Here is a 26,752-nt window from a genome sequence, read left to right on the forward strand (position 1 = left end):
AACGAATTCAGTTGAGAAAAGTATACCTTTACATTTAAAACGTTGTCAATTTGTTTATTTCCATGCTTTACGGCTTTGAAAATGTTATAAATAATCACCTCCCTTCAGGCTGCAGGAGCACCACAAATCACCTGAAAAAATGGGCTGAAGTCGGTTTATATATAGACAAGAGCATAGATCAAATATGTACTTCTGTCGGGAGGAAGCCGCCATATAACCGTTTCATAGATGGCTCCAAGTGATTCACCTTTGCCTGTTGTATGGATACCAAATGAAAAAAGCCCCGTTCGAAAAAGAAATCGTGCGATTGGAGGCAGTGGAATATCACCAAGAGAGTGAAGCTCGATGTGCGAAAGACAGCTTTTTTGAATAGGGAAAAATTCATTCAAGTACGAGTATCTGAAGAAAATCGCAAAATAAAAGATTTAATCATAAAAAACTGCACATTATTTCAGAAAAGGAGCCAATCATTTGCTCCATCCTTCCTGAAATAATGTGCAAATTAACAATACCTTCAGTCCAATCAAAGTACCTTTTTAAATCAGATAGTAAACACTTTAAAAATCTACATATCTGTAAACCATTGAAGCGGAACGGTAACAATGGACGGAAACAGAATAAGCAGTAAAAGAACAAGTGTTTCTGCAAGTAAAAAAGGCCATATTCCTTTCATAATGTCCTCCATTCCTATCTTTCCAACCCCACAAGCGACATTTAACACAGTACCAACTGGAGGAGTGAGCAATCCAATGCAGTTGTTCAGTATAAACAGCACCCCGAAGTACACCGGATCGATTCCCGCCTTTTCAATAATAGGCATTAAAACAGGAGTTAAAATCAGAACAGTAGGCGTCAAATCCATTGCCGTACCAACTAAAAGAACTAACGCATTAATTGCTAGCAGAAGCAGCAATTTGTTCTCGATTAACGGTCCAAGCATATCCGCAGCTATTGATGGAATATTGGCTACTGTTATCAACCAAGCTGACAACATTGCTGCTGCTACAAGAAACATTACAACGCTTGTTGTTTTTGCAGCAGCTACTAACACCTTAAACAAATCTTGTATTTTAAGTTCTCGATAAACAAACAACCCGACAAATAACGCATAAAATGCAGCTACAACAGCAGCCTCTGTCGGAGTAAAAATCCCGCCCCGAAGTCCTCCAACGATAATAGCTGGAAGTAAAAGCGCCCAAATAGCCTGACGGGTAGCAGACAATACTTCTTTTGCAGATTTTCGGGGGAAGACTTCTACCTGCTCTTTTCTTACCATTAACCACCAACAGACAACCAAGCATAAACCAATTAGAAGCCCTGGAATGATCCCTCCCATAAATAATTTTGTAATCGACACGCCGCTTGTTACCCCAAAAATAATCATCGGTATGCTCGGAGGGATGATCGGGGCAATAATACCGCCGGCTGCAATGAGGCCAGCAGACCGATTTCGGTCATATCCAGCCTTGACCATCATCGGAATAAGAATAGCGCCAAGAGCCGCCGTATCCGCTACCGCTGAACCGGATAAACCGGCGAAAAGGACGCTTGCCATGATCGCTACATATCCTAATCCTCCACGAATATGACCGACAAGAGACATGGCAAAGTTAATAATTCGATTAGAAATGCCTCCTGCGTTCATCAATTCTCCCGCAAGAATAAAGAAAGGAATAGCCATCATCGGAAAACTGTTCGCCCCATTAATGAGGTTCTGTGCCATAATTTGAGTGTCAAAAATATTCAGAAAAAACATGAGAGCAACACCGCTCACCAAAAGCGCAAACGCAATAGGCATCCCCAACGCCATGACACCAATTAATGAGCTGACAAAAACAACAAAAGCCATTTACCTCTCACCTCCTGCCATCCCTTGTTTTTTCCCATGATGTAATTCCACGATTTCTTCATGAACCGCTTCCATAATTTCATCTTCCGATTCTTTCATTCGGATAAGCTTTTCAAGCGTATTTGGCCGAAAGAGAGCCTGATAAATATTAAATATTACTATTATTCCCATTCCGATACTCACCACAATACCCATTCCATAAACATAAGCGAGTGGCAAATTCGTGGCAGGAGCTCTGCTTTCCAAGCTGCTCATAGTGATCTTCCAGCTTCCATCCAGAAGCAGCCACAGTACATAAAGAACAATCGCATTACTTAAAATAAATACAATTCGCTTTGCCCCAAGCGGCAGCTTTTTTAAGAGTACATCCACCCCTAAATGGTCGTTATCTTTCAAAGCACCGATGGCTCCTAAAAACACCATCCAAACAAATAGATAACGCGACATTTCTTCCGACCATGTAATGCCGGAATGAAAAGCATAACGCAATACGACATTGCCAAAGACGAGAATTGCCATGGATGCTAAACATAACGCCATTAATATCTGCAACAGCTTATCTAGCATAAATGCAACCTTTTTCAACCGTACTTCCTCCTTACTTTCAAATAATTGGAAAATAACTCTTAAGAGTGAGCACACTCCTAAGAGTTAAATAGTGTCATCATTTATTTGCCTGCCTCCAATAATTTAGCAACTAGATCTTCACCAAATTCTTTTCCGTATTTTTTATAAATTGGCTGTACTTTGTCAATAAACGTTTGCTTTTGTTCATCTGTTAACTCTGTAACAACCATCCCCTCTTTTTCAATCTCTTTAAATAATTCTTCATCTTCTTCTGCATTTAACTGACGCTGATATTCTTTCGCTTCTTCAGCTGCTTTTTTTATGATTTCTTGTTCTTCGCTGGAAAGTGTTTTCCAAAACTTTTCGCTTATTAAAAACGGGCTTGCATTATACACGTGACCGGTTTTTGTAATGTACTTTTGAACCTCATACATTTTATTAGCTGCAACGTTTCCAACAGGATTCTCCTGTCCATCGACAACCCCTTGTTCAAGTGCAGTAAACAGCTCTGTAAAAGCCATCGGAACAGGATTCGCCCCTAATTCTTTCCACAGATCAATATGAAGCTTGTTTTCAAGCGTACGAATTTTTAATCCTTTAATATCATCGACACTTTTAACCTCTTTGACGTTGTTCGTTAAATGGCGAAACCCGTTTTCCCAGTAGTTTATACCAATAACACCTGTGCCTTCCAGATCTTTCATTAATTCTTGCCCAATTTCGCCATCCAAAACTTTGTAAGCGGTTTCTCTGTCTTTAAATAAAAAAGGTAAGTCCAATACGTTAAATCTTGGAGCGAAAGATGCGATCGGCCCAGTCGACATGGTTGATCCTTGAATAGATCCCATTTTTAATCCTTCAAATACTTCTAAATCCCCTCCGAGCTGTCCATCGGGATATACTTCAACTTTAATAGATCCATTTGTTTCTTTTTCGACGATTTCACCAAATTTATAAAGTCCTTTTGAGAGAGAGCGTTCTTTTGTGGTCGCCACTGCTAATTTCATAATTTTAGTTTCTGAAGATTTTGAGCCTGATTCATTATTTTCTCCCGAACTCGAACCGCTTGAACATCCGACTAACAGCAACAAACAAGATATTAAGATGAAAGAAATTTTTTTCATTTTTTCACACTCCTATCTTACAATCAATTTGATTTTCGAAAGGTTTATAGTTTTGATTTTATTAATAACTAGGCGTTTGGGGGAGCAGAAAAGGGCTGACATGGCATGGATTATCCTCATTTCTACCCTGTCAATAACCCCTTTCTTAGTCCATCTTTTTGAAAATGATCGTTTTTGTTTTCCTGCAAAAAATTGCTTCTTTAATCTTCTGGCAGGCTTCCTTGCGGGCTATAGCACCACAACAACCAAAGCGGTTCATTTCCTGTATTAACATGCTGGTGATATTCGCCCTCGGGTATGAACATATAGTCTCCTTCTTTAAATGGACGGCGGTTTCCATTTCCATCAACCACTTCTCCTGAACCTTTTATAACTACGTCCATTTCTTCAGATTCTGGATGGTTGTGAAGGGAGCTTGCTTCCCCGGGGGAAAAAATCGTAATTCCAGCCATAATATGTTTAGATCCTACAGTTTGCGGGGTAATCAGCTGGAAAACCTTGCGAATCTGGTTCAACTCCGGCTTATCCAGCCCTAACCATAATGTTTTAGCGTCTTGAAAAGGATCAAGAACTTTAATTTTCATGCCTGCGCTCGTTTTCGGCATAATCAATTCCTCCTTCATAATTTAATTGGAAATGTTTTAATCCACTGAAACATGGTGAACTTTCCTATCCGGGGAATAGATATCCATAATATTCCAATGTCCTGCTGTCGGCGTTGGTACATTGATCATCTCCACATCAATCACAAACGGTTTATTTGCTTCAATGGCCCGCTGCAATGCTGGCTTGAATTCCGCTGCAGCTTGAACTTTTACACCTTCCACACCGTAAGCCTTCGCAATGGCTGCATAATCAGGTGAATACGGCTTTCCATCTTTTCGAAATACCGTTCCGTAGGTTGTGTCGAAGTGGGCTTTTTCCAGTCCGGCTATGGTTCCAAAAGCATGATTGTTCATGATCACCCAGACAACCGGAATATTTTCTTCAACAGCGGTGGCAAGAAGCGCCGGATTTTGTCCGAAGCCTCCATCACCGACTAATGAAACGACCACTTTATCTGGATGCGCTATTTTTACTCCTAATGCTGCGGGCGCACCAAAGCCCATCGTGCAATAGCCCCCAGGCGTGAAAATAGTGCCCGCTTCATATACCGGAAATTGCTGTCCAACCCCATTTTTATTCCAGCCGACATCCGTTGTTATAAAAGCATTTCTTGGCAGCACTTCACGAACTTCTTGTAAAATCCGCTCCGGACGCATCGGATAGCAGTCATTGCGAATATGTTCCTCATTCTGTTTACGAAATTCTTGTTTATATTGAGAAATTTTCTGTTTCAGCTCTTTATTTTCTTTTCCCTTTGGAACGAGCTCTTTCGCCACCCGGTTTATTACGGAAAGCGCTTGTTTTAAATCTGCCACAATTCCGATTTCAGTCGGATAATTTCTTCCAATCTCGTTCGGATCAATATCAATATGAATCAATTTCGTTTTCGGAATGTTAAAGGTGTATTCCGGCTCCCAGGAGCTGCAATCCGCCTCTGAAAATCTTGTGCCGAGTGCTAAAATCAAATCTGCATGCAAACACATATCATTCACAAATTTTGTTCCCCAGAAGCCTGTCATGCCCAAGGCTAATGGATGATCGTCGGCAATGGCTCCCTTGCCCATTAATGTGTAGGCAACAGGAATGTCAAAATGTTCAGCTAATTCCTTCAATTCTTTGGAAGCATCGGCTAGCATAATGCCTCCTCCAGCATAAATCAATGGATTTTCCGCCTTGATTAGTTTTTCGACAATTTCTTTTGCAGTCTCGTTATCGATAGAAGGCTTATGCAACTTTTTCGTATGATGATTCAATTTTTCAAATAAAGCAACATCGACCTCCTTCGAGAAAATATCCATTGGCACAGATACTAAAACAGGTCCTGGTCTTCCGCTTTCAGCTAATTGAAATGCTTTTTCTAAAATTTCCGGAAACAGATCCGGCCGGTCAACCCGCCATGCACGTTTAACAAACGGGCGGTATATTTCGTATTGGGATGCATCTGCATGCAGGTTAATTTCTTGATGTGGGTGCTTTCCATAGAAATGACTCGGTACATCCCCTGCAATGACAACCATCGGAATGGAATCTAAAGCGGCATTTGCAACACCTGTTGCAGCGTTCGTCAATCCTGGTCCAAGATGGCTTAAGACAACTGCCGCTTCTTTTTTTGCCCTCGCATACCCGTCTGCCATATGTGCAGCAATTTGCTCATGCCTTACATTTACAAACTTGATGGAGCTTTTTTCTAAAGCGGCTAAAACAGCAATGTTTGTGTGGCCGCAAAGACCAAAAATATGTTCAACCCCGCGGTTTTCCAAATATTGAACGAGTTGATCGGAAACCAGCTTTTTCATAATTTTTCTGCCTCCTTAAAGCTTAAAATAACTTTTCCAGCATTTCCGGAAGCGGCCGTTTCATAAGCTTCCTTGTAGTCGGTAATGGAAAAAATTTTAGAAACAATTTGTTCGACGGAAAACTCAGGATCCCGTAGATATTCAATCGCTTGCAAATAGTCATCTGGAAATTGATAAATTATTGAACCATATATTGTGATTTCACTGCGCACAATATGAACAATCGGAAAATTCGCCTCCTGCGCCAGCCCAATCAAAACGACAGCTCCTCCTGGCTTCGCTAATTTAACAGCGCTTTCAACTGAAACCTTTGTACCGGCTGCTTCAAATACAACGTCAAACGTTTCAAGCGATTCAATCTCATGCGGCAAGAAAACTGAAATATCACCGATTTCTCTAACTAAATCAAGCTTGTGCTGATTGATGTCAATCGCTGTCACTTTTGCACCTAAATAATGGGCGAGCGCCGCTGCCAGCATTCCTTCATTCCCGCAGCCGACGACAGCTACCTTCATATTTTTTTCCACATTGACCTTTTTAAAGGCATGGACGATAACTGCGAGCGGCTCTACGAGAACTGCTTTTTTATTCGGCAAGTCATCAGGCACTGCTAAAACATATTTGGAAGAAATGTTAAACTCTTGGGCAAACCCTCCATCAATATTTACGCCTAACGATTTCTTGTTTCGGCATATATTTGTCAAACCTTTTTGGCATTGATCGCATACTCCACAAAATGTATTCGGTAAAACAACGCACCTTGTTCCAATTTTAAATGAAGCTTGTTCCCCTTTTTCCACAATCACCCCAACAAGTTCGTGGCCGGCGCGAACGGGATATTTTGCATAAGGGAGCTTTCCTTTATAAACACTTAAATCAGAACCGCAAATCCCTCCATATACTAATTGAATTTTTACCTCATCGCCTTTTGGAGCTGGAACTGAGTTGTTATGCCGCAGCTCTAGTTCGTTCGGTTTTTTTACATATAGCTCAATCAATCTGTACACCACCATGTTTGTTTCATTCAATAAGGATCTTGAAAAACAATCATCTTCATTTCTGTCATTTCCTGAATTGCATAACGCGGCCCCTCCCGGCCAATCCCGCTATTTTTCACACCGCCGTAAGGCCAATGGTCAAGCCGGAAATTTGAAGTGCCGTTGATTACAACGCCTCCTACTTCCAGCTCCTTAGCTGCTTGATAAATGACATCCATGCGGTTTGTAAATAATCCCGCTTGAAGTCCAAAGGACGAATTATTTGTTTCCGCTATTGCCTCTTCAATCGTACAATACGGAATAATGCTGACAATCGGACCGAACACTTCTTCACATACAACTTTGCTTTGCTTCGGCGGATTCAGAAGAACAGTCGGCTCAACTGTCGCCCCCTGCTGTTTTCCTCCGGTAATCAACTCGGCTCCGGATTGGACTGCTTCCTTGATCCAATTCATAACGCGTTCCGCCGCTCGTTCATCCACCAAACAGCCAATATCTGTATCCGGCGATAATGGATCTCCAACCTTTAATTGCTCCACTTTCTCTTTGAAAAGTTTTGTAAACGGCTCAACGACAGTCTCGTGTACATAAATTCTTTGAACGGAAATGCAGCTTTGACCGGAATTGCTGTAGCCTGTTAAGGCACATAAAGCTGCCGCTCTCTTTAAATCAGCATCTTCGTGTACAATGGTTGCGGCATTTCCTCCTAGCTCTAACAGCACTTTTTTCATTCCAGCCAAGTCACATATATTACGGCTGGCAGCAACTCCACCTGTAAACGAAATGACATTGACCCGGTCATCCTGAACAATTTGCTGACCGACTTCTGCTCCTCCTAGCACCATATTAATACCGTGTTTTGGAAAGCCTGCTTCAAGCAGAAGCTTCAGCAGTTCCGCTGCAATTAAAGGCGTCTGAGGAGCAGGCTTTAACACAACACTGTTTCCGGCTGCAAATGCAGGTCCGATCTTATGACAAATGAGATTTAACGGCGCATTAAATGGGGTGATAGCTGCAACAACCCCAACCGGAACACGAAACGTCATGGCCAATGCTTTCGTTCCGCGCTGCGAAGCGCTTCCCGGTATCGTTTCTCCGATCAGCCGTTTTGCTTCTTCCGCTGATTGTTCCAATGTTTCAACCGAGCGGGATACTTCATCCAATGTGTTTTTCAATGGCTTGCCGAGTTCCTCGGAAATAAATTTTGCGAATGTCTCTTTTCTGCTGTCTAGCAAGGAAGATGCTTTTTTTAAAATATTGGCTCTCTCGTAAACTGGAATTCCTGCAATCTCTTTTTTTGCTTGAAATGCTGAGGATAAAGCATTTTCAACATCTTCCTTTGTTGACAGCAGCTGCTCACCGATTATTTCGCCAGAATAAGGGCTCCGCACCTGTACTACTGGCCGCCCCGAATTGATCCAACATCCGTTAATAAATGGCTGAGCTTTTCTCATCTAATCACCTGCTTATCACATCGATTTGGCTCTGTTTACTCTTCTATTAGATCGATCCAATATCAGAGCTTTTTAGATCGATCTAAAATTCTATTAGATCGATCTAAAAAATATTTATTGTTGGGAATTTTGAAAATAATCTCTTTTTAAGAAGATTATAAATTTTATTGTAAACGGTGTCAATACATAAAAAACATTTCAACAAAACATGCTACCACAATGCCGAACCCAATGTACCCTAATGCAAAAATCATATTCCATGAACCGATCCGATAAGATTGTGCGCTTAATTCATCAGACAAAATTGATACTGATATATTAAAAGGGCTGAACATCACAGTCGACAAGCTGCTGCATATTAACACAATGGATAGCGGAATTGATGGTATGTCGACTAAAAACGGCTGCAAGAGCTCTGCCAATAAAGCAAAACCTACTAAAGGGTGAAAACCAATTAACGATGTAATGAAAAAATAAAGTCCTATTGTACTATATAAAATCAACGTCTTTTCAGTTCCTAATTCAAAAACAGGTTTTAAAAATGATAGTAATTGCGAGTCTGCCAGCATTTCTACAAATAAACCTGCTCCCAAAAACATGAAAAAGTAATTGGCTAATCCCCTTGTCCGCTCTTTCCAATGCTGGATTGCAACTGTAAAATATCTTTTTCCTTTTTTAATAAACAAAGACCAAATGGCAGAAAATGGGATAATCAATAATACAACAGAAAACAGAAAACCTTTTTGTAAAAAATGTTGAACAGTCGACACCATGAAAATAAACAAAAGCAGCATTCCGATTAATTCAGAAGCTTTTTTATAACCCTTTTTCTTATTTAAAAAATGAGGCGTATGAAAGGCGATTTGGATACCTTTATATTTATACGAAGACATGAGCCAATCAAACCCAAGCATTATGATTGCCATCGGAAGCAAAATTGGAAAAATGATAAAATACTGCACTTTTGTAATATCTATCGTTGAACTCACCATCACCTCCATCGGGCTCCAAGTAAGACATAATGCATAGGCGCGCAGCAAGTTTTGCGAATAAAATTTCGTTAGCACTTTTTTGGGCAAATCACGCAGGATAACATTTAATGATTTAATAAGAAGGGGAGCTGTAGCAATATTTAAAAATAGACCGAGTATATGACAAACTCCTGAGCTTCGCCGATATAAATGGTTCAGATCAGCAGCTTGATCCTGAAGTAACAAGCTTAAATGTTTATCATACCTTCCGACACGAATGATGGAATTCATAAATGGCAATACGAAAAACAATGAAAGCAAACCAAGCACTTGCTCAAAATGCAAAATAAACGTATGCCATGGCTGCTTACTTTGAATAAATAAAACAAATCCAATCAATAAAAATATGGCACCTGAAATGAGATATAGTCCTCTGGCATAAACCGCTGAAATTGCGAGTGCTACCAAAGCGACAGCTCCAGTGCTATAGCTTATGACTGGAGCATGAAAAAAACGAGATAAAATATAAATAGCTATCAAAACTGTATACACAAAAATGCGCAAAACCTTTCTCTCATCCTTTCTTTCTCAAAATATACTAATACATAATCCACGGGATCTTCCCTTAACATAACACAGTCTATCAAACACATAAACATTTTTACAAAACAAAAAGACCGGACTCGATATGCCGGCATCTTTTATATGAAAAAACGCACTCTGATAACACGCCGATCCAAAAAAATAAATGCCTCCTCTCTCAAAACGGCTTGAGAAATGGAGGCAGAAGTGAATCATTATTTACATTCTTCTTAAATAATCCCCGGCTTTATCCGCTGGCAAAGGTTTACTGAAATAGTATCCTTGCATAATATGACAGCCCTTCCCTAGCAAATATTTGAGCTGAACATTTGTCTCGACCCCTTCTGCAATGACATCCAAATTTAGAGAATGAGCCATTGCGATGATGGCGTTGACGATTGGATTTTCCTTTTGCCCCTGCCCGATTTGTTGTATAAACGAACGGTCGATCTTTATTGCATTGACAGGAAGTCTATTCAAATAATAAAGAGAGGAAAAACCTTTGCCGAAATCGTCCAGATGAATGTGCACACCTAATGATTGGAGCTTTTGAATAATTTTTACCGCATGTTCAAAATCTTTTATGGCCGTTGTTTCCGTTATTTCGATGACAAGCGAAGAATACGGCAGCTTGTATTTTGAAATCGATTCCTGGACTTGATGAACTAAATCACTATGAAAAAATTTACGTGCCGACATATTGACCGCAATCGTTAATTGTTTATTACTAAATTCCTCCTGCCAGCATTTAAGCTGTTTACACGCTTCATCCAATCCTAAGTTTCCTATCAATTCAATCGTATTATCTTCTTCAGCCAACTCAATAAATTCTGATGGGGAAAGAAACCCTTTCTCCGGGTGATTCCATCGAACTAAAGCCTCAAACCCGATGGTTCTCCTTTGAATTATGTCAACTTTCGGCTGATAATATAAGACAAACTCGTTATTGGCAATACCGCGCCGCAGCTCCTGCTTCAGGAGAAAACGTTCGTAATGATGCTCCATAAAAGATTGATAGAAGCGATATGTGCTTTTCCCATCCTTTTTTGCCTCATACATGGCTAAGTCAGCATGATGGATCAGTGTGTCTGCATTGTGGCCATGCTCAGGAAAAAAAGAAACTCCTATGCTTACTGTGATAAACACAGCATTTTCTCCTAAAATTAGTGGATATTGAAGCTCATTGACAAGGTTTGCAGCCAAATTATAAACTTGATCCTTTTCTACATCTCTCAGCATGATGACAAATTCATCGCCGCTATTGCGGCAAAGAAGCGCGTTTTCGTTTTTCATTATATCTTTTAATCGTTTTGCAAATTTGACTAACAGCTCGTCTCCCTTCTTATGCCCGAAAGAATCATTGATCATTTTAAAATTGTCAATGTCAATAAAGAAAAAGCCTCTTTTTATTTCAGGATGTTTTCCTATTTCTTCATCAACCATTTTTCGAAAAGTAGCCCGTTCTAATAAATTAGTCAACGAATCGTAGTGTGCCAGCTTTAATAATCTTTTTTCCTTTTTATTCCTAGCTATTTCCTTCGCAGTCCGATCCCTAAACAAGCGAAAAATCGTTTCGGCTTTCTCCTTTGTCTCCGTCGTCTCTATGTTTATAATAAAAATGAGCCCAATGATCTCCCCTTTGTAGCTTTTAAGAGGCACTTCCAAATAACCGGCGCCTTCTATATCTCCCTTTAATCTAGAGAATAACTGGTGAATAAATTTTTCGTAAGAGCTCGCTTCCTTTAAAGAACTTTCCAAAGCTAGTATTGGCTGAACATCTCCATCAGACAAATTTCCGTTTCGATACATTGCTAGTACATTTATTTTTGAAGATGTTTCGTCCACTTCTCCGACAAGGACTATTGGCGCATGTAATGTTTCTGCAATATACTTAACAAGGGAGCGAAAGTATTCTTCTCCAACATGAGTCAGCACTTCAACAGCCCGTATACCCAGCACTCTCTCAATCTCTTCCAGAGCTTCGTGTCTTTTCATCCCCACTACGATACCCTCCACATAATACGATTCCATTTTCAAGCACCTTATACAGAAAATAGAAGTTACATTTATAGTAATAAAATACAGGAAATTTGTCATCTAATAGATGCCAAAAAATAGCTAAAAAGAAGGATAAAAAGCATGCGTTTGGTTAAACTTCAAATAAATTTTGTCAGCAGCAAAAGTGACAAACTTGACTTTTCTTTAAATTGAGACTCGCAATGATAACGCTTTAAAATTTAAAATGTAGAAACATTATTCTAAAAAAATAAAAGGGGTGAACACAATGGCAGAATCAAATATTAAAGTAAAAATACAGAGATTCGGCAGTTATTTAAGCGGAATGATTATGCCAAATATCGGCGCATTTATTGCGTGGGGACTCATCACTGCGTTATTTATACCGACTGGTTGGACACCAAATGAAGCTTTAGCAAAACTAGTGAATCCGATGATACAATATTTGTTGCCGCTTCTAATTGGTTTTACCGGCGGGCGCATGGTGTATGATCTGCGCGGAGGAGTTGTGGGTGCAACCGCAACGATGGGAGTAATCGTTGGAGCGGACATTCCAATGTTTTTAGGTGCCATGATAATGGGGCCTCTTGGTGGGTATATTATAAAGCAAGTGGACAGACTGTTCCAAGGAAAAGTTAAATCCGGATTTGAGATGCTTGTCAACAATTTTTCAGCTGGTATTGTCGCCGCTATTTTAACGATTATTGCTTTTTTAGGAATCGGCCCGATTGTCTTAACTTTGAGCAGCATTTTGGCAGGTGGAGTTAAATTCATTGTCGATGCCAACCTGCTTCCGCTCGCAAGTATATTTATCGAACCCGGAAAAGTGCTGTTTTTAAATAATGCGATTAATCATGGAATTTTAAGCCCGCTCGGAATTGAACAAGCAGCAGAAACAGGCAAATCCGTTTTATTTTTGCTTGAAACGAATCCAGGGCCAGGTCTAGGAATTTTGCTTGCCTATATGCTGTTTGGAAAAGGAAATTCTAAACAAACTGCTCCTGGTGCAGCCATTATTCACTTTTTGGGCGGAATTCACGAAATTTACTTCCCTTATATTTTAATGAGACCATTATTAATTTTAGCTGCTATTGCCGGCGGAGCGAGCGGAGTGTTAACATTCTTACTTTTTGATGCCGGACTTGTGGCAGTGCCTTCACCGGGAAGTATTATTGCATTAATGATTATGACTCCAAAAGGACATTATATAAGTGTGTTGGCTGGTGTTATTGTTGCAACTGCTGTTTCATTCCTCATCTCAAGCATCATCTTAAAAGCAGCGAAAGCAGACAGCGAGGAAGACTTATCAGCAGCAGCAGAGAAAATGCAGCAATTAAAAGGTAAAGAAAGCAAAGCAGCAGAAATGCTCACAAATCAAGCGCAAAAAGACAGCGGAGATGCCGAGCTGCAAGAAAATGAATTAGCCAATGTCCAAAAGATTGTTTTTGCTTGTGACGCAGGCATGGGATCCAGTGCAATGGGCGCTTCCATTTTGCGAAACAAAGTCCAAAAAGCTGGGTTAAATATCGAAGTAACAAACACTGCCATCAACAATTTGCCTGATGACGCAGACATTGTATTTACACATAAAGATTTAACAGATAGAGCAAAAGCAAAGCTTCCTAATGCAACACACATTTCTGTTGAGAATTTCTTAAACAGTCCTAAGTACGATGAACTGCTAGAAAAATTAAAAGAACAGTCATAAGCAGATTGCACAGCTGTGCACTTTAAAAGGGGTGAATTCCATGTACTTGCGGGCGAGAGAACGGGAAATCATCGAATTAATGCTGCAGGAGGACCGACACATTTCCACAAAAGAGATCGCTGAACGATTAAACGTCAGCTCAAGAACAGTTCACCGGGAGCTTAAAAATATAAAAAAAGTGATAAAAAAATATGGTCTTTATATTGACAGCCTGCAAGGAAAAGGAATTCGCTTATTCGGTCCATCGCTGCGGAAACAAAATTTATTAAAAGATATCCGATCTGGAGAGCACACAGACTTTAGCCAGGAAGAAAGAAAAGTGCTTATCCTATGTTCACTTTTAGAGGCCAGCGAGCCTCTAAAACTGTTTACGCTAGCCGAAAAATTAAACGTCACTTCTGCAACCGTAAGCAATGATTTAGATCAAATCGAAGAATGGATTGCTCAATTTGATTTGAAGCTCATCCGAAAAAGAGGATACGGAATAGAACTCATCGGACCAGAAAATGGAAAGAGGGCTCTCCTTGGAAACATTATAATGGAGAAATTGGATGAAAAAAGTTTTTTGCAAGCAATTGAAAGGCAGATAAAAGAAGAGAAAAATGAAAAAAGGGAAAAAATTTTTGAAATCATTGATGAAGAAAAAATAAAAACGGTTGAAGGAGTACTTGAAAATTTTCGGCAAACCATTTTATTTTCTATTGCGGACAGTGCCTATATTGCTCTTGCAGTCCATTTAATGCTTGCAGCGGAAAGAATCCAAAAAGGCGAAACGATCGATATCGATCCTCAAGTTTTTCAAGAATTGAAAGGCACAAAAGAATTCGAATCCGCCCGCGTGATCGTCAAAGAATTGGAAAAAGCCTTTCAGATCAAGTTTCCTGAAGCGGAAATCGGCTATGTCGCGACTCATTTATTAGGTGCGCGCAGAAAAGAAGATAAAGATTTTTCCTTCTTTGATGTAGATGTAGACATTTCAAGAAAGGTCCATGCGCTCATTGAATTTGTTTCCAACAAAACCGGCTTTCCCTTGACGGAAGATCAATCTTTATATCAAGGGCTGGTAGCCCATTTTGTCCCTGCTATTACACGTTCAAAAGAGAAGATTCATACGCACAATCCTCTGCTGCAACAGATCAAAACAAAATTTTCCGCCCTTTTCGAGTCTGTCGAAGAAGGGGTAAAAAAAATCTTTTATGATCTTCAGTTATCAGAGGATGAAATTGGCTTTCTCGTACTGCATTTTGGCTCCGCTTTAGAATCAAAGATGGAGAATATTTCGCTGCAGGGATTAGTTGTTTGCCCCAGCGGAATCGGTTCTTCCAAAATGCTGGCAACGAGACTTCGCAAGGAATTTCCTGAAATAGAAAACATTCATATTGCTTCTCTTATTGATTTAAAAAAGCTGGATGTCAGCCAATACGATATTATTATTTCAACTACCGATCTTCCGTATCGTCATGTGCCATATATTACAGTTAACCCGCTGTTAAATGAGCATGATATCGCCAAAATAAAAAGGTACATGAATGAAAAGCTGACAGAATTCAAAAGAAGCGAAAACAATGTTCCGGGCATTCCTTTCCGGAAAAATCCTTCAAACGATATGATTCACATCATCGATCAATTTTTTGAACTGGGCGATATTATCAAAACAGTTTTGCTCCATTTCAATGTGAGCTTGCTTGAAAATACAGGACAGCATAAAAAAAATCTTTTGGAAATCGCCCGCACATTGCATAAAGAAAAATTGATCACAAATGATGAATCCATTGCGAAGAAGCTTTTGGTGAGAGAACAAAAAGGAGGATTGGGAATTCCCGGGACAAAAATTGCTTTATTTCATTTAAAAGATGAAGAAGTATTGATTCCTTTATTTCGTATTTATGATTTGGACAAAGCGGACAACGTCCTCGGAATGGACGGAAATGCGATGGAAATCAGCCGGATATTGCTGCTTTTAGCTCCTGAACAGCTAACTCAAAATAAGCTGGAAATATTAAGCCAAATCAGTTCATCTATTATTGAGAGCAATAGCAGTTTAACACTATTTGAAAGCGGAGATGAAGCAGCTGTCTATCATAAGCTGAATGAGATTTTCCATCGTTATATGAAAGAAAAATTTTTTAATTGGAGTGACTAAGATGAAGCAAATATTAACAGCAGAGAATATTGTTTTAAATGCAAAAGTGGACAATCAGGAGGAAGCTATTAAATTAGCTGGAAAGGTTCTTGTGGAAAACGGCTATGTGAACGAACATTATATCAGCAAAATGCTTGAAAGAGAACAAATCACTTCCACATACATGGGAAACCATATAGCTATTCCTCATGGAACAGAAGAAGGAAAAAAAGACATTTTATCATCAGGTATTTCCATTATACAAATTCCTGAAGGCGTAGAATATGGAGAAGGCAACATTGCTAAAGTAGTGTTCGGAATTGCCGGAAAAGACAACGAACATTTGGAGCTCTTGTCGAAAATCGCCATCCTTTGCTCAGAGGAAGAAAATGTTGACCGTATAATCAATGCAGCAACCAAAGAAGAATTAATCAATTTATTCAATGAGGTGGAATAAACATGATCGCTTTGCAGTTCGGCGCTGGAAATATAGGAAGAGGATTCATCGGCGCTCTTCTAAATCAAGCTAACTATGAAATATATTTTCTTGACGTGAATGAAAATCTAATCTCTGAGCTAAATAAAAGAGGAAGTTATATCATCGAATTAGCCAGCGAAAAAAAAGAAACAATCACCGTCACAGGTGTAAAAGGAATTAACAGTGCAAAACAAACTGACAAAGTTATCGATCTCATTTGCCAAGCTGACTTAATTACAACGGCTGTCGGTCCAAATATTTTAAAAATCATTGCACCGACAATCGCTTCAGGACTTAAGGAACGATTTAAACAGTCAGTCCAGCCTTTAAACATTATTGCATGTGAAAATATGATCGGCGGCAGCCAATTATTAAAAGAAGAGGTACGCAAATCGCTTACAGATGAAGAAAAACAAAAATTGGATCAATATGTTGGCTTTCCTAATGCAGCTGTCGACCGCATCGTTCCATTACAAACCCACGAGGACCCTTTAAAAGTTTCTGTTGAACCATTTTTTGAATGGGTCGTGGAAAAAACAGACATAAAAGGAAGCTTGCCAAATATTCAAGGAATCACCTATGTTGACGACTTAAATCCATATATTGAGCGCAAGCTATTTACTGTCAACACTGGACATGCTACTGCAGCTTATTTAGGCTATTTCAAAAATATAGAAACAATCGACAAAGCTGTATTGGACCCGTTTGTCCGCCCAATTTTAGAAGGCGCGCTAGCTGAAACCGGCGACATGCTGGCGAAAACTTATCATTTTGATCGTTCCGAGCATCAAAAATATATCGATAAGATTATCTCTAGATTTGAAAACAAACAAATTTCCGATAATGTCACTAGAGTAGCCAGATCACCTATTCGCAAGCTTGGCGCAAACGACCGATTAATTTTACCAGCAAAAAGATTAATGGAATTCGGTCAAAAACCTGAAAATCTTGCAACAGCCGTAGCAGCTGCGCTATTGTTTGACTATAAAGAAGACCAAGAGGCAGTCGAATTGCAAGAAATCATTAAAACAAAAGGAGCAGCTGCAGCTTTGAAGCAGTACAGCCAGCTTGACGAAAACGACCCGTTAACAAAACTAATTCTTGAAAAATATGAACAGCTCATCAAATTGAAATAATGTAAGCAGGATGGTTCATTCTGCCTGTTTAAACACGGGGCTGTCTAATAAGTCGTTTTTTGGCTTATTGACGGCTCCCTTTTATGTTTTAGAAATGTTGATATATCGATGTTTATGATTTTTTGTTTTTCAATAGGGATTTGACCTTCTGGACAGCCCCTCAATCGAATGCAATGAACAAGAAAACATATTAATTAAACAACCAATAAGAAGGCTGACTCAACATCGCTGAAAAGCAATGTGTTGAATCAGCCTTTTACTTTTGATTTCTCCGATGCTCTCGCCATGAATTGGAATATATGATAGGAAGATGCTGCGCTTTTTCCAAGGAATATACGTAAACAAAACCTTCTATATTTTGCCGGCTATCCTTGACCCAAACACGCTCATACTCATTATTCGGCCGGCCTTCTAAAAAATCCTCCAGCAAATCCATTTGCCTTAATCCTTCTTCTGTCACAATGAGCCATTCACCGGCAACTTCGTCTTCTCCTTCATCAAGAACAAGCGCTGGATAATCTCCTACATCATACAGTCGGCCTTTCACATGCCCCTTTTTGCAAGAGATTAAATAGGGCTCTACAACATGATGATTTGCTTCGCCGACTAACAACGTTCCATACACAAAAACTTGATAAAGCATGGCAGCTCACCTCAAAAAGTTTAATCCGGTCAGTGAACATCGACACGTCAGTTGAAAAGAGCGATTTCCCACCTCAAAATTCATAGCCGGTCAGCGGGACTATGAAAGCTAGTATGTAAAAAAATTTATTCCTAGGCGGCAAATCAATTGAAAAGAGCTACCGCCCCCACCTTAAAAAACATAACCAGCTAAGCAAGACCATGAAAACTGACATGTATAAAAATTTGTTTCCTAAGCGACAAACACACGTCAACCAATTGAAACGAGCTACTGCCGAATGATTTTCATAATCATCCGATTCAATACTTCGGAAAACACTAGTCCCATGGCGATGGCTCCTGATATGATAAAAGCTTTAGCTGCTAGTTCAATCGCCATAAAATAGTCTTGCTCGACGACATGGCGCATGGCATCGTACGCAATCCCTCCTGGGACAAGCGGAATAATTCCTGGGACAGAAAAAATGATGATCGGTGCTTTATACATTTTCGCAAACAAGTGACTAATGAAGGCAACAAGAAGCGCTGAAATAAATGCAGCGATAATTAAATCCATCTTAAAATGAATCAAGAATAAATACGCAAGCCATCCAACTGCTCCCGCAATTCCGCATGCAAATAACGTCTTTTTTGGTACATTAAAAATAATTCCAAATGCAAATGCTGCAATAAAGCTTGCTGCAAGTTGTGACAGCATGACAACAATCCTTTCAATTAATAAATCGATAAAACGATGGCAATTCCTGACCCGATCGCAAAAGCTGTTAAAAACGCTTCAGCTCCCTTTGATAATCCCGCCACTAAATGTCCTGCCATCAAATCGCGGACAGCATTCGTGATATGCAGCCCCGGCACAAGAGGCATGACAGAACCGATAATAATTTTATCTAAATCTGTCCCGATGCCCAGCTTCACCTGCCAAATGGCTGTAAATCCAATGACAAACGATGCTAGGAACTCTGAAAAAAATTTAATTTTAGCAAAACGATGAACATAAACTAAAAATGCAAAACCTAAACCGCCTGAAATCATGGCAGGAACAAAATCTGCCCACTTTCCTTGAAACATGATTAAAAACCATCCGCTCAAGATGGAAACGGAGGTCAATTGCAGCCAAACTGGATATTCAGGTTTTGATTCGTCTATTTGTTTCAGTTCCAACAAAACTTCATCAACAGATATTTCACCCTGCGCCATCCTTCTAGAAATGTTGTTCACCATCGCAACTTTATTTAAATCTATTGTCCGTTCCAGCACACGTACAAGTTTTGTCTGTTCCATTTCGTCAATGGAAAATATAATTCCAGTGGGCATAGCAAAACAATGAGACTGCTTTACACCAAGCGATGTAGCCATCCTCTGCATCGTATCCTCAACGCGGTACGTTTCCGCTCCATTTTCTAGCATAATTTTACCAGCTAGCAAACAGGCTTCAATAATCTTGTTGGAATTTAATTGCACGCTAATCTCTCCAATAAACTTCATTTCCTATTATTATATCCAAGTCTTTTGGTAAGTGAATGGCAAAACGATTCAGCCTTTTATAGGTCTTTAAGTATTAAATCTTAGCACCTCATCGACCAAATGCTCAAGCTTTTTCTTCTGATCAATTTGGGACATCACCGCGTAAATCAGCGCTCGCCGCGGAACAGAAGATTGCAATTCTTCCTTTAGAAAGGATAGCAATTCCTTTTGCTCCTCATCTGCCGATTTTTTTATTTTATCAATTTGATTGAAAAGGGATTCCTTTTTCTTTTTCCGATTCAAAGCCTCTTCCGGCTCCAGCCTTTCTACTATATCCGGATCAAATAGCTGATCCTTCGCTTTCACAACATTTTCCGCTATTTTTTCAATTCTTCTCAACGAATAAGCGATTATGCTGTTAATTTCTATTTCTGCTCCGGCAGTGACAGCGAAATGAATGGCGTTTTGAACCATTCCATACAACAACACGGCCAAATCAACCGAATACGGACGTATTTGTTCACCGAATACTTCTGCAATCCTCTTCTGTGCCCAGCAAAGTTCATCAAAATGATACTGCTGCACCAATCCTTTAAGCTCTTCATCTTCTGACATCAGCACACCATAAAACAGAGCGAATAGTTTATTTTCTTTACTGATTTCCATCTTGACTTGAATTTGTTCGATAAACGCGTTTTTATCGTTTGCTTGCCTGCCAGCCAACACTTCCATTCTCCGCTGATCTGTTTCCATTTTAATCTTTTCAAAAATACTAATTAAAAGTTCTTTTTTCGATGAGAAATAATTATAAAATGTCCCTTTCGATATCCCGCTTTTATCTAAAATATCTTGAACTGATGTTCTCACAAATCCCTTTTCAACAAAAAGAGTATGCGCCGCTTCCATTACTTGTCTTTTTCGATCGTTCAATTTGACTGCACATCCTTTATGATTGAACTCAAAAATAAAAGTTATTGTTGATTTTTTTATACTATCAGTATATATTATTATTATCTTTTATAACAACAGTATAAAATAATATACTATAAGTACAAGGAGGATTCTCGCTTGACCAATCATGAAACATTAAACAAACCGCCTTATGGGATGATTGCCATTTTATTTGTTGGTGCCTTTGTGTCTTTTGTTAACGAAACGTTTCTAAATGTTGCACTTCCATCCATTATGAAGGATTTTGAAATATCTCCTTCATCCGCGCAATGGCTGTCAACAGGCTACATGCTGATTAATGGGATTTTAATTCCTGCCAGCGCATTCTTGTTGCAAAAGTTTACGAATCGCCAACTATATTTAACAGCAATGAGCTTGTTTACAGCCGGTACAGTGCTAGCTTCACTTTCGCCGACATTTGGCGTGTTATTGGTTGCAAGAATGTTTCAAGCGGCCGGTTCAGCGATCATGGCTCCCTTATTAATGAATGTCATGCTTGTCGCTTTTCCTGTTGAACGGCGCGGCACAGCAATGGGATTTTTTGGACTCGTAATGATCACTGCGCCAGCGATAGGGCCAACGCTATCCGGATGGATTGTTGAGCATTATTCATGGCGTACATTGTTTGACATCGTTATTCCGATCGCTGCTCTCACACTCATCCTTGCAATCTTTAAATTAAAAAACATTTTGCCTCAAAAACAAATATCTTTGGATATTTTATCGCTCATCTTATCAAGCATCGGGTTTGGCGGCATTTTATACGGGTTTAGCTCCGCCGGGGAAAAAGGCTGGGATTCCGTTTATGTATATGGAACCATTATTGTCGGAACGATCAGCTTAGTCTTGTTTATTGTGCGGCAATTAAAAATGGAAGAGCCTCTTTTGCAATTTCGAATTTATAAATATCCGATGTTCGCCTTATCATCCGCTATTTCGATCGTCCTTTCGATGACGATGTTCTCAGCGATGCTGCTTATGCCAATATATATTCAAACAATTCGCGGCATTTCACCTTTTGATTCCGGACTTTTAATGCTGCCGGGAGCAATCATCATGGGAATTATGTCGCCGATAACAGGAAGGCTTTTTGATAAATTTGGTGCTAGAGCGCTCGCCATTATCGGCTTATCTATTACCATTTTTACAACATATGAATTCAGCCACTTAACAATGGATACATCCTACAGCTTTTTAATGCTTATGTACTCATTAAGAATGTTGGGAATGTCGATGGTGATGATGCCCGTCATGGCAAACGGAATCAATCAGCTGCCGCAAACCATGAACCCGCACGCTACAGCGATGAACAACACGTTGCAGCAAGTTTCAGGAGCTGCTGGTTCAGCGCTGCTGGTCACGCTCATGCAAAATAAAACGGAGGCGGAGGCGGAGCGATTGGCGCAATCCGCAGCGGGTGATCCAGCAAAAATGGCCGATATTATGAATGAAGCAATGCTAAATGGAATCAACTTTTCTTTCAAAATATCAGTGTTAATTGCACTGATCGCCCTCGTTCTCACTTTCTTTATCAAACGGGCAAAACCAGAAGGAGAAACATTTTTAAAACAATCCGCATCATAAAATAGAAAGCCTCTAGACTAAGTTCATCAGTCTAGAGGCTTTTTCATTCAAAATATCTAGATTTTCCAGCCGGAATTAAAAGGCAGCTTCAACAGCAGCTGAACATTTCATACCTATTTACTTATCATCAACCCTCTTATAATCAAAAAGCTGCAGAGACTGCTTCAATAATATGTTCTGCATCAGAAGTTGACATCCGATACAGTTACCCCATTTTTCTTTTGAAATCCCGTTGCCGAATGGAAACAAATAAGGCTTGATCCGACAATATATTTAACCCGTTATTTTCTCGTGTAGCCGAAGCATTCAATTTTTTCTGCTGATTTTACAGCTACAGCGCTTCCCAAACAGCGGCGATTCCTTGTCCTCCGCCAATACATGCAGATACAGCGCCATATTTTTTGTTTCGCCTTTTTAATTCATAAATAAGAGTTGTCGTGATTCTTGTTCCGCTTGCAGCAAGAGGATGTCCTAGCGCAACGGCTCCCCCATTTACATTACCTATTTCAAGATCAAAGCCTAATTCTTTTTGGCATGCTAAATATTGAGCAGAGAAAGCTTCATTGATTTCAATTAAGTCCAAATCAGAAATCGTTAAATTTGCTTTCTTTAATGCATTTTGAATAGCAGGAACCGGACCGATCCCCATATACTTCGGTTCTACTCCTACAACATCCCAGGAAACAAGGCGGGCAATCGGTTTTAACCCCTTTTCTTCTGCATAATCACTTGATGCAATGACAACAGCTGCTGCTCCATCAACCATACCGCTTGCATTTCCCGGCGTGACAACACCATTTTCAATAAATCTAGGCTTTAATTTACTAAGCTGCTCCATGCTCGTATGGCGGATATGTTCATCTTGATCAATAATGATGTCTCCTTTTTTCCCTTTCACAGTAACCGGTACAATTTCTTCTTTAAAATACCCTTTTTCTCTCGCTGCAATCGCACGCTCATGGCTAGATAAAGCATGACGGTCAATTTCTTCCCTCGTTAAATTATATTTGACAGCTAAATTTTCAGCTGTTTCAGCCATTGTGCAGCCGCCATACGTATCATATAGTCCATCCCATAACCAGTCTTCTACAACAGGCGAACCTAGAGGACTTCCCCATCTCATACCGCGAATGACATGCGGTACTTGACTCATATTTTCCGTGCCGCCAGCCAGCACAACATTTGCTTCTCCCGTTAAAATGTAGCGGGCGCTTGTTAGGATTGCTTCAATCCCCGTCCCGCATAAACGATTAATCGTTACGGCAGGAACTTCAATCGGGGTGCCGGCTTTTAATCCAACATGTCTTGCTAAAATGTGTGCATCTCTGCTTGATTGCTGAACGTTTCCAAACACAACATGATCAATTTCATCAGGCGAAATATTAGATTTTCGAATAGCTTCTTTAGCCGCAAATGCACCTAAATCAGTCGCAGTAGTATTTCGAAATGATCCAGATATTTCAGCAAATGCCGTTCTTGCTCCTTCCAGCAAAACGATATCTTTCATTTTATTCACTCCTCTAAACATTTCGGTATTCCAACAGTTCCTTTGCATGTATCAAATATTTCTGATGCGTTAGTGTATAAAAAAACGTTTTCATTTATCAGAATAATGAAAATTATTTACACGCTCATTATAAAATTACGAAAATTAAATAACAATGTTAAAAATACTTAAAAATCAAAGGAGAATTCAGCAAATTTGCGTATAGATGAACAAGCCGTCAGGTAAAGCGGCTTTTCAAAACAACTGCTGGATTGTTAATAAGGTAAAAAATGGAATGATGTCAAAATAAGTTGGGGTGAATATTTTCGATCATTTGATGAAAGTATGATGGTTTAGTATTGGATCTTGAAGAATTAGAGATACATTATATTCTAGAAAAAAAGAATTAATTATTAAACCACTCTGGAATGTACAATTTAAAAATGGTAGAAACCCGGAAAAGAAGATGGCAGCTTATCTTATGGTACTAATCCGGACGTGTTGTTTTTAAAAACCAATCATCGAATATTACATTTCTCGCTTTAGGAAAAGGACAGGTCATTTTTATTTTCTGGTTGTTTGATTATTTTTATGGCGCTTTCTTTATATCTCTTTTCCAGCTTGGTTCTTTCGTTTTGAGAAATAGCGAACTTTTCATGAGTTAACCTCTTTTGTTTCTACTAGAGTTCTATATAGAGGCAGCGAATGCATTCTTAAATGGTTCTGTAAAATATAAATAAATGAAAAATTTTACTTGGTGTGACAAAAAAAGGGAGGTAAAATGAATATTAAGTAATTGCAATATATTGTATAGGTTTAATAAAGAATTGGTGATTAAAATATTTAACCATACCTGAAAAAGCAGTTTTCGTACTTCTAAAGAAGGCGAAATATTAAAGAAAATAATACGTGATGAAGCCTTTTTTAGTTGGCTTAGAAGTAAAGACGAGTTTTTATCTAACGCTGCTAAAGAGTTTATTTTGATCTTAAAACTCAGCTTACTTCTCTTCCCAGCTAGACTACTAGATACTTCATATTTCTGATGATGATTTAACAGCTTTTAATCGAAAAAAAGGATCATTATTTTTGAAAGAAGGTGCGAAAATGATTAAGGAGCTTCATCGTTCTTTAATGGAAAATTTCGAACAATTGGTTTCGTGGAGAAGATATTTGCATCGTCATCCTGAGCTTTCTTTTCAAGAGGAAAATACACCGAAATTTATTGCAGAGAAGCTTTCCTCCTTTGGGATTGAGGTAAAAACCGGAATCGGCGGAAATGGAGTTATCGGAATGATCAAGGGCGGAAAAGAAGGAAAAACCATTGCCTTCCGCGCTGATTTTGATGCGCTTCCGATCCATGAAGAGAACGACTCTCCTTACAGATCGTCCGTAAAAGGAGTTATGCATGCCTGCGGCCACGACGGACATACAGCAGCTCTCCTCGGGGTTGCAAAAGTATTAAGTGAAATCGATCGCAGCCGTTTAAAAGGCAACATCGTATTCATCTTTCAGCACGCGGAGGAAAAACCGCCCGGCGGCGCCAAGTTTATGATTGAAGATGGATGCCTGGACGATGTTGACCTTGTATTTGGCGCACATGTTTCCACTGATATTCCGTACGGCAAAATAGGCTTACGAGAAGGACCCGTTATGGCTGCTGTCGATGCATTTACGATTCAAATAAAAGGAAAAGGAGGCCATGGGGCCCGTCCGCATGAAACAGTAGATGCTCTTGTCATCGGCAGCCAAATTGTGAACTACTTGCAGCAAATTGTCAGCAGACGCGTGAATCCGATAGATTCAGCTGTTGTGACAGTTGGTGTGTTTCAAGCTGGAACAGCTTTCAATGTCATTGCAGAAAACGCTAGAATAGAAGGGACAGTAAGAACATTTAATCCAAACGTTAGGAAGCAAATTGAGGAAGAGATCAGAGCGATTGTTCAAGGGCTATGCCAAGCTTCGCACGCAAGCTACGAAATTGATTATTTAAACGGCTATCCTCCAGTTATCAATCCTAGAAATGAAACCGAACAATTGCGAGCCATTATTAGCGAGACGTATGCATCTGACTGTTTTTATAATTATCAGCCGTCAATGGGAGCAGAAGATTTTGCATACTACTTAAAGCATAAACCAGGTGTTTATTTTCATGTCGGTGCAAGAGGAGACGATCCAAAAACTCATTATCCTCATCACCATCCCCGCTTTGACTTTGACGAGCGTGCGCTTCTCGTCTCAGGGAAAATATTTTTAAGTATTGTCAATCATTATCTTTTACAATAAAAAAATGATGTCAATTAAAAGTGGTGCAACAAATTCGAAATGTACATTGAAACAACAACAACAATGATGATTTTATAGGAAATGGCGTAAAACCCCTATGCATTTAGCCTAGGGGATGTAAGCTCTAATGACCTTGTTCTTGAATATATTTTTGGATAATCTCTTTGCTTACATTTCCAATACTACAAGAAAAATATCCATCACTCCAAAAGGTTCTTTCTTTCCAAAAATGTTGAGAAAGATATTCGTTATGCTTTTGCCATATTCGATAGGTTGTAAGTTGCTTCAATAATCTAACGATTTCAAGAATGCTCCATTTCGGAGAATAACGAATCAAAATATGAATATGGTCTTGGTCTATTTCTTGCTCGATAATTTGCCAACCATAACGATTAGATATAGATTCGATTTCGGTTTTAATATCATCACCAACTTTTAATAATAACTTTTTTCGATACTTACAAACAAATATCAAATGGCACAAACAGCTATGAAGAGTAAATTTATCAATTTCTGGTAGTATTGTGGAAATACGACTTATTCACAATTGGTAAAATTTTCCAGTTAAATTTATTTACAAAAAGGGTCAAAAAGAACCAATTTTGCTTATTTTTTTAAAAAATGTGGATAACTTATTTTTGTTTGTTGTGGATAACTTTTTTTCTTTGCCAAACATCACATCCTTTGGTACAATTAATTCGCTAGGTAAACCTAATTTGCATAGGTTTTCCCAGTTGTGCGATATCCTCGTCTGTTAGTGTTTGCCCACGGAAGGCTTCTAACAATCGCGAGGATATTTCTTTTATCGTTTTCTTCATGCTTCTCAATATTTTTGACCCATGCTCATCCCGAGTTCGACAGTTTTGAGGTCATTTTAGGCAAATGGAAATGACCAAAATGCTGTTATATCAAGGGTTTCGTAATGCGGATCCTAG

Annotated in this window: 21 protein-coding genes; 6 read left to right on the forward strand and 15 right to left on the reverse strand. The window is 39.3% G+C overall.

Going from position 1 to position 26,752, the window contains the following annotated elements:
* Nucleotides 1–565 precede the first annotated feature (565 nt).
* From NSQ41_RS16870 to NSQ41_RS16910, 9 genes are all read right to left on the reverse strand, one after another.
* The gene (locus NSQ41_RS16870; RefSeq protein WP_063386816.1) at nucleotides 566–1,849 is read right to left on the reverse strand and encodes a TRAP transporter large permease subunit; all 1,284 of its coding nucleotides are present in this window, start codon (nucleotides 1,847–1,849) and stop codon (nucleotides 566–568) included.
* Nucleotides 1,850–2,434 carry a TRAP transporter small permease gene (locus NSQ41_RS16875; RefSeq protein WP_066250031.1) on the reverse strand — a complete coding sequence of 195 codons (585 nt, stop codon included), beginning with the start codon at nucleotides 2,432–2,434 and terminating at the stop codon, nucleotides 1,850–1,852.
* An 83-nt stretch (nucleotides 2,435–2,517) separates the two neighbouring features.
* Complete coding sequence (locus tag NSQ41_RS16880; RefSeq protein ID WP_339210415.1) at nucleotides 2,518–3,540, reverse strand: DctP family TRAP transporter solute-binding subunit; 1,023 nt, start codon at nucleotides 3,538–3,540, stop codon at nucleotides 2,518–2,520.
* 200 nt (nucleotides 3,541–3,740) lie between these two features.
* Nucleotides 3,741–4,145: a cupin domain-containing protein gene (locus NSQ41_RS16885; RefSeq protein ID WP_242009354.1), complete on the reverse strand. Its 405-nt coding sequence runs from the start codon at nucleotides 4,143–4,145 to the stop codon at nucleotides 3,741–3,743.
* A gap of 36 nt (nucleotides 4,146–4,181) precedes the next feature.
* On the reverse strand, nucleotides 4,182–5,942 hold the full coding sequence (locus NSQ41_RS16890; RefSeq protein ID WP_339210417.1) for a thiamine pyrophosphate-binding protein: 1,761 nt from the start codon (nucleotides 5,940–5,942) through the stop codon (nucleotides 4,182–4,184).
* The gene (locus NSQ41_RS16895; protein ID WP_066250038.1) at nucleotides 5,939–6,940 is read right to left on the reverse strand and encodes an alcohol dehydrogenase catalytic domain-containing protein; all 1,002 of its coding nucleotides are present in this window, start codon (nucleotides 6,938–6,940) and stop codon (nucleotides 5,939–5,941) included. The genes NSQ41_RS16890 and NSQ41_RS16895 overlap by 4 nt, the downstream gene beginning before the upstream one ends.
* A 26-nt stretch (nucleotides 6,941–6,966) precedes the next feature.
* Nucleotides 6,967–8,394, reverse strand: a complete 1,428-nt coding sequence (locus NSQ41_RS16900; protein ID WP_063386821.1) for an aldehyde dehydrogenase family protein — start codon at nucleotides 8,392–8,394, stop codon at nucleotides 6,967–6,969.
* Between the two features lie 179 nt (nucleotides 8,395–8,573).
* The gene (locus NSQ41_RS16905) at nucleotides 8,574–9,833 is read right to left on the reverse strand and encodes a hypothetical protein (protein WP_339210418.1); all 1,260 of its coding nucleotides are present in this window, start codon (nucleotides 9,831–9,833) and stop codon (nucleotides 8,574–8,576) included.
* A 333-nt stretch (nucleotides 9,834–10,166) separates the two neighbouring features.
* The gene (locus NSQ41_RS16910) at nucleotides 10,167–11,942 is read right to left on the reverse strand and encodes an EAL domain-containing protein (protein WP_339211649.1); all 1,776 of its coding nucleotides are present in this window, start codon (nucleotides 11,940–11,942) and stop codon (nucleotides 10,167–10,169) included.
* A gap of 289 nt (nucleotides 11,943–12,231) precedes the next feature.
* On the opposite strand from NSQ41_RS16910, the gene NSQ41_RS16915 reads away from it, so the two are divergent.
* The 4 genes from NSQ41_RS16915 to NSQ41_RS16930 are packed head-to-tail and all read left to right on the forward strand — an operon-like array spanning nucleotide 12,232 to nucleotide 17,407.
* Nucleotides 12,232–13,671 (forward strand): PTS mannitol transporter subunit IICBA, encoded by a 1,440-nt coding sequence (locus NSQ41_RS16915; RefSeq protein ID WP_339210419.1) that lies wholly within the window; start codon nucleotides 12,232–12,234, stop codon nucleotides 13,669–13,671.
* A 40-nt stretch (nucleotides 13,672–13,711) separates the two neighbouring features.
* Nucleotides 13,712–15,814: a transcription antiterminator gene (locus tag NSQ41_RS16920; protein WP_339210420.1), complete on the forward strand. Its 2,103-nt coding sequence runs from the start codon at nucleotides 13,712–13,714 to the stop codon at nucleotides 15,812–15,814.
* A gap of 1 nt (nucleotide 15,815) precedes the next feature.
* A complete protein-coding gene (locus tag NSQ41_RS16925; RefSeq protein WP_063386826.1) occupies nucleotides 15,816–16,250 on the forward strand; it encodes a PTS sugar transporter subunit IIA in 435 nt (144 codons plus the stop codon).
* Between the two features lie 2 nt (nucleotides 16,251–16,252).
* Nucleotides 16,253–17,407 (forward strand): mannitol-1-phosphate 5-dehydrogenase, encoded by a 1,155-nt coding sequence (locus NSQ41_RS16930; protein ID WP_063386827.1) that lies wholly within the window; start codon nucleotides 16,253–16,255, stop codon nucleotides 17,405–17,407.
* Between the two features lie 256 nt (nucleotides 17,408–17,663).
* Here NSQ41_RS16930 and NSQ41_RS16935 read toward each other — a convergent pair whose 3' ends face one another.
* From NSQ41_RS16935 to NSQ41_RS16950, 4 genes are all read right to left on the reverse strand, one after another.
* On the reverse strand, nucleotides 17,664–18,050 hold the full coding sequence (locus NSQ41_RS16935; RefSeq protein WP_066250059.1) for a gamma-glutamylcyclotransferase family protein: 387 nt from the start codon (nucleotides 18,048–18,050) through the stop codon (nucleotides 17,664–17,666).
* A 267-nt stretch (nucleotides 18,051–18,317) separates the two neighbouring features.
* Entirely contained in the window at nucleotides 18,318–18,746 is a 429-nt protein-coding gene (locus NSQ41_RS16940) for a threonine/serine exporter family protein (protein ID WP_339210421.1), read from the reverse strand.
* Between the two features lie 17 nt (nucleotides 18,747–18,763).
* On the reverse strand, nucleotides 18,764–19,456 hold the full coding sequence (locus NSQ41_RS16945) for a threonine/serine exporter family protein (RefSeq protein WP_339200041.1): 693 nt from the start codon (nucleotides 19,454–19,456) through the stop codon (nucleotides 18,764–18,766).
* A 144-nt stretch (nucleotides 19,457–19,600) separates the two neighbouring features.
* Nucleotides 19,601–20,443: a TetR/AcrR family transcriptional regulator gene (locus NSQ41_RS16950; RefSeq protein WP_144598416.1), complete on the reverse strand. Its 843-nt coding sequence runs from the start codon at nucleotides 20,441–20,443 to the stop codon at nucleotides 19,601–19,603.
* Between the two features lie 177 nt (nucleotides 20,444–20,620).
* On the opposite strand from NSQ41_RS16950, the gene NSQ41_RS16955 reads away from it, so the two are divergent.
* Complete coding sequence (locus NSQ41_RS16955) at nucleotides 20,621–22,048, forward strand: DHA2 family efflux MFS transporter permease subunit (protein ID WP_339211651.1); 1,428 nt, start codon at nucleotides 20,621–20,623, stop codon at nucleotides 22,046–22,048.
* A gap of 331 nt (nucleotides 22,049–22,379) precedes the next feature.
* Here NSQ41_RS16955 and NSQ41_RS16960 read toward each other — a convergent pair whose 3' ends face one another.
* Entirely contained in the window at nucleotides 22,380–23,555 is a 1,176-nt protein-coding gene (locus tag NSQ41_RS16960) for an acetyl-CoA C-acetyltransferase (protein WP_339210423.1), read from the reverse strand.
* A 1,083-nt stretch (nucleotides 23,556–24,638) separates the two neighbouring features.
* On the opposite strand from NSQ41_RS16960, the gene NSQ41_RS16965 reads away from it, so the two are divergent.
* Nucleotides 24,639–25,817: a M20 family metallopeptidase gene (locus NSQ41_RS16965; RefSeq protein WP_066250069.1), complete on the forward strand. Its 1,179-nt coding sequence runs from the start codon at nucleotides 24,639–24,641 to the stop codon at nucleotides 25,815–25,817.
* Nucleotides 25,818–25,941: 124 nt separating this feature from the next.
* On the opposite strand, the gene tnpA is transcribed toward NSQ41_RS16965, so the two are convergent.
* Nucleotides 25,942–26,292: an IS200/IS605 family transposase gene (gene tnpA, locus NSQ41_RS16970; protein WP_339210426.1), complete on the reverse strand. Its 351-nt coding sequence runs from the start codon at nucleotides 26,290–26,292 to the stop codon at nucleotides 25,942–25,944.
* Nucleotides 26,293–26,752 lie beyond the last annotated feature (460 nt).

Origin of the sequence: Aeribacillus sp. FSL K6-8210, assembly GCF_037963925.1 — a bacterium.
Lineage (GTDB): Bacteria > Bacillota > Bacilli > Bacillales > Aeribacillaceae > Aeribacillus > Aeribacillus composti.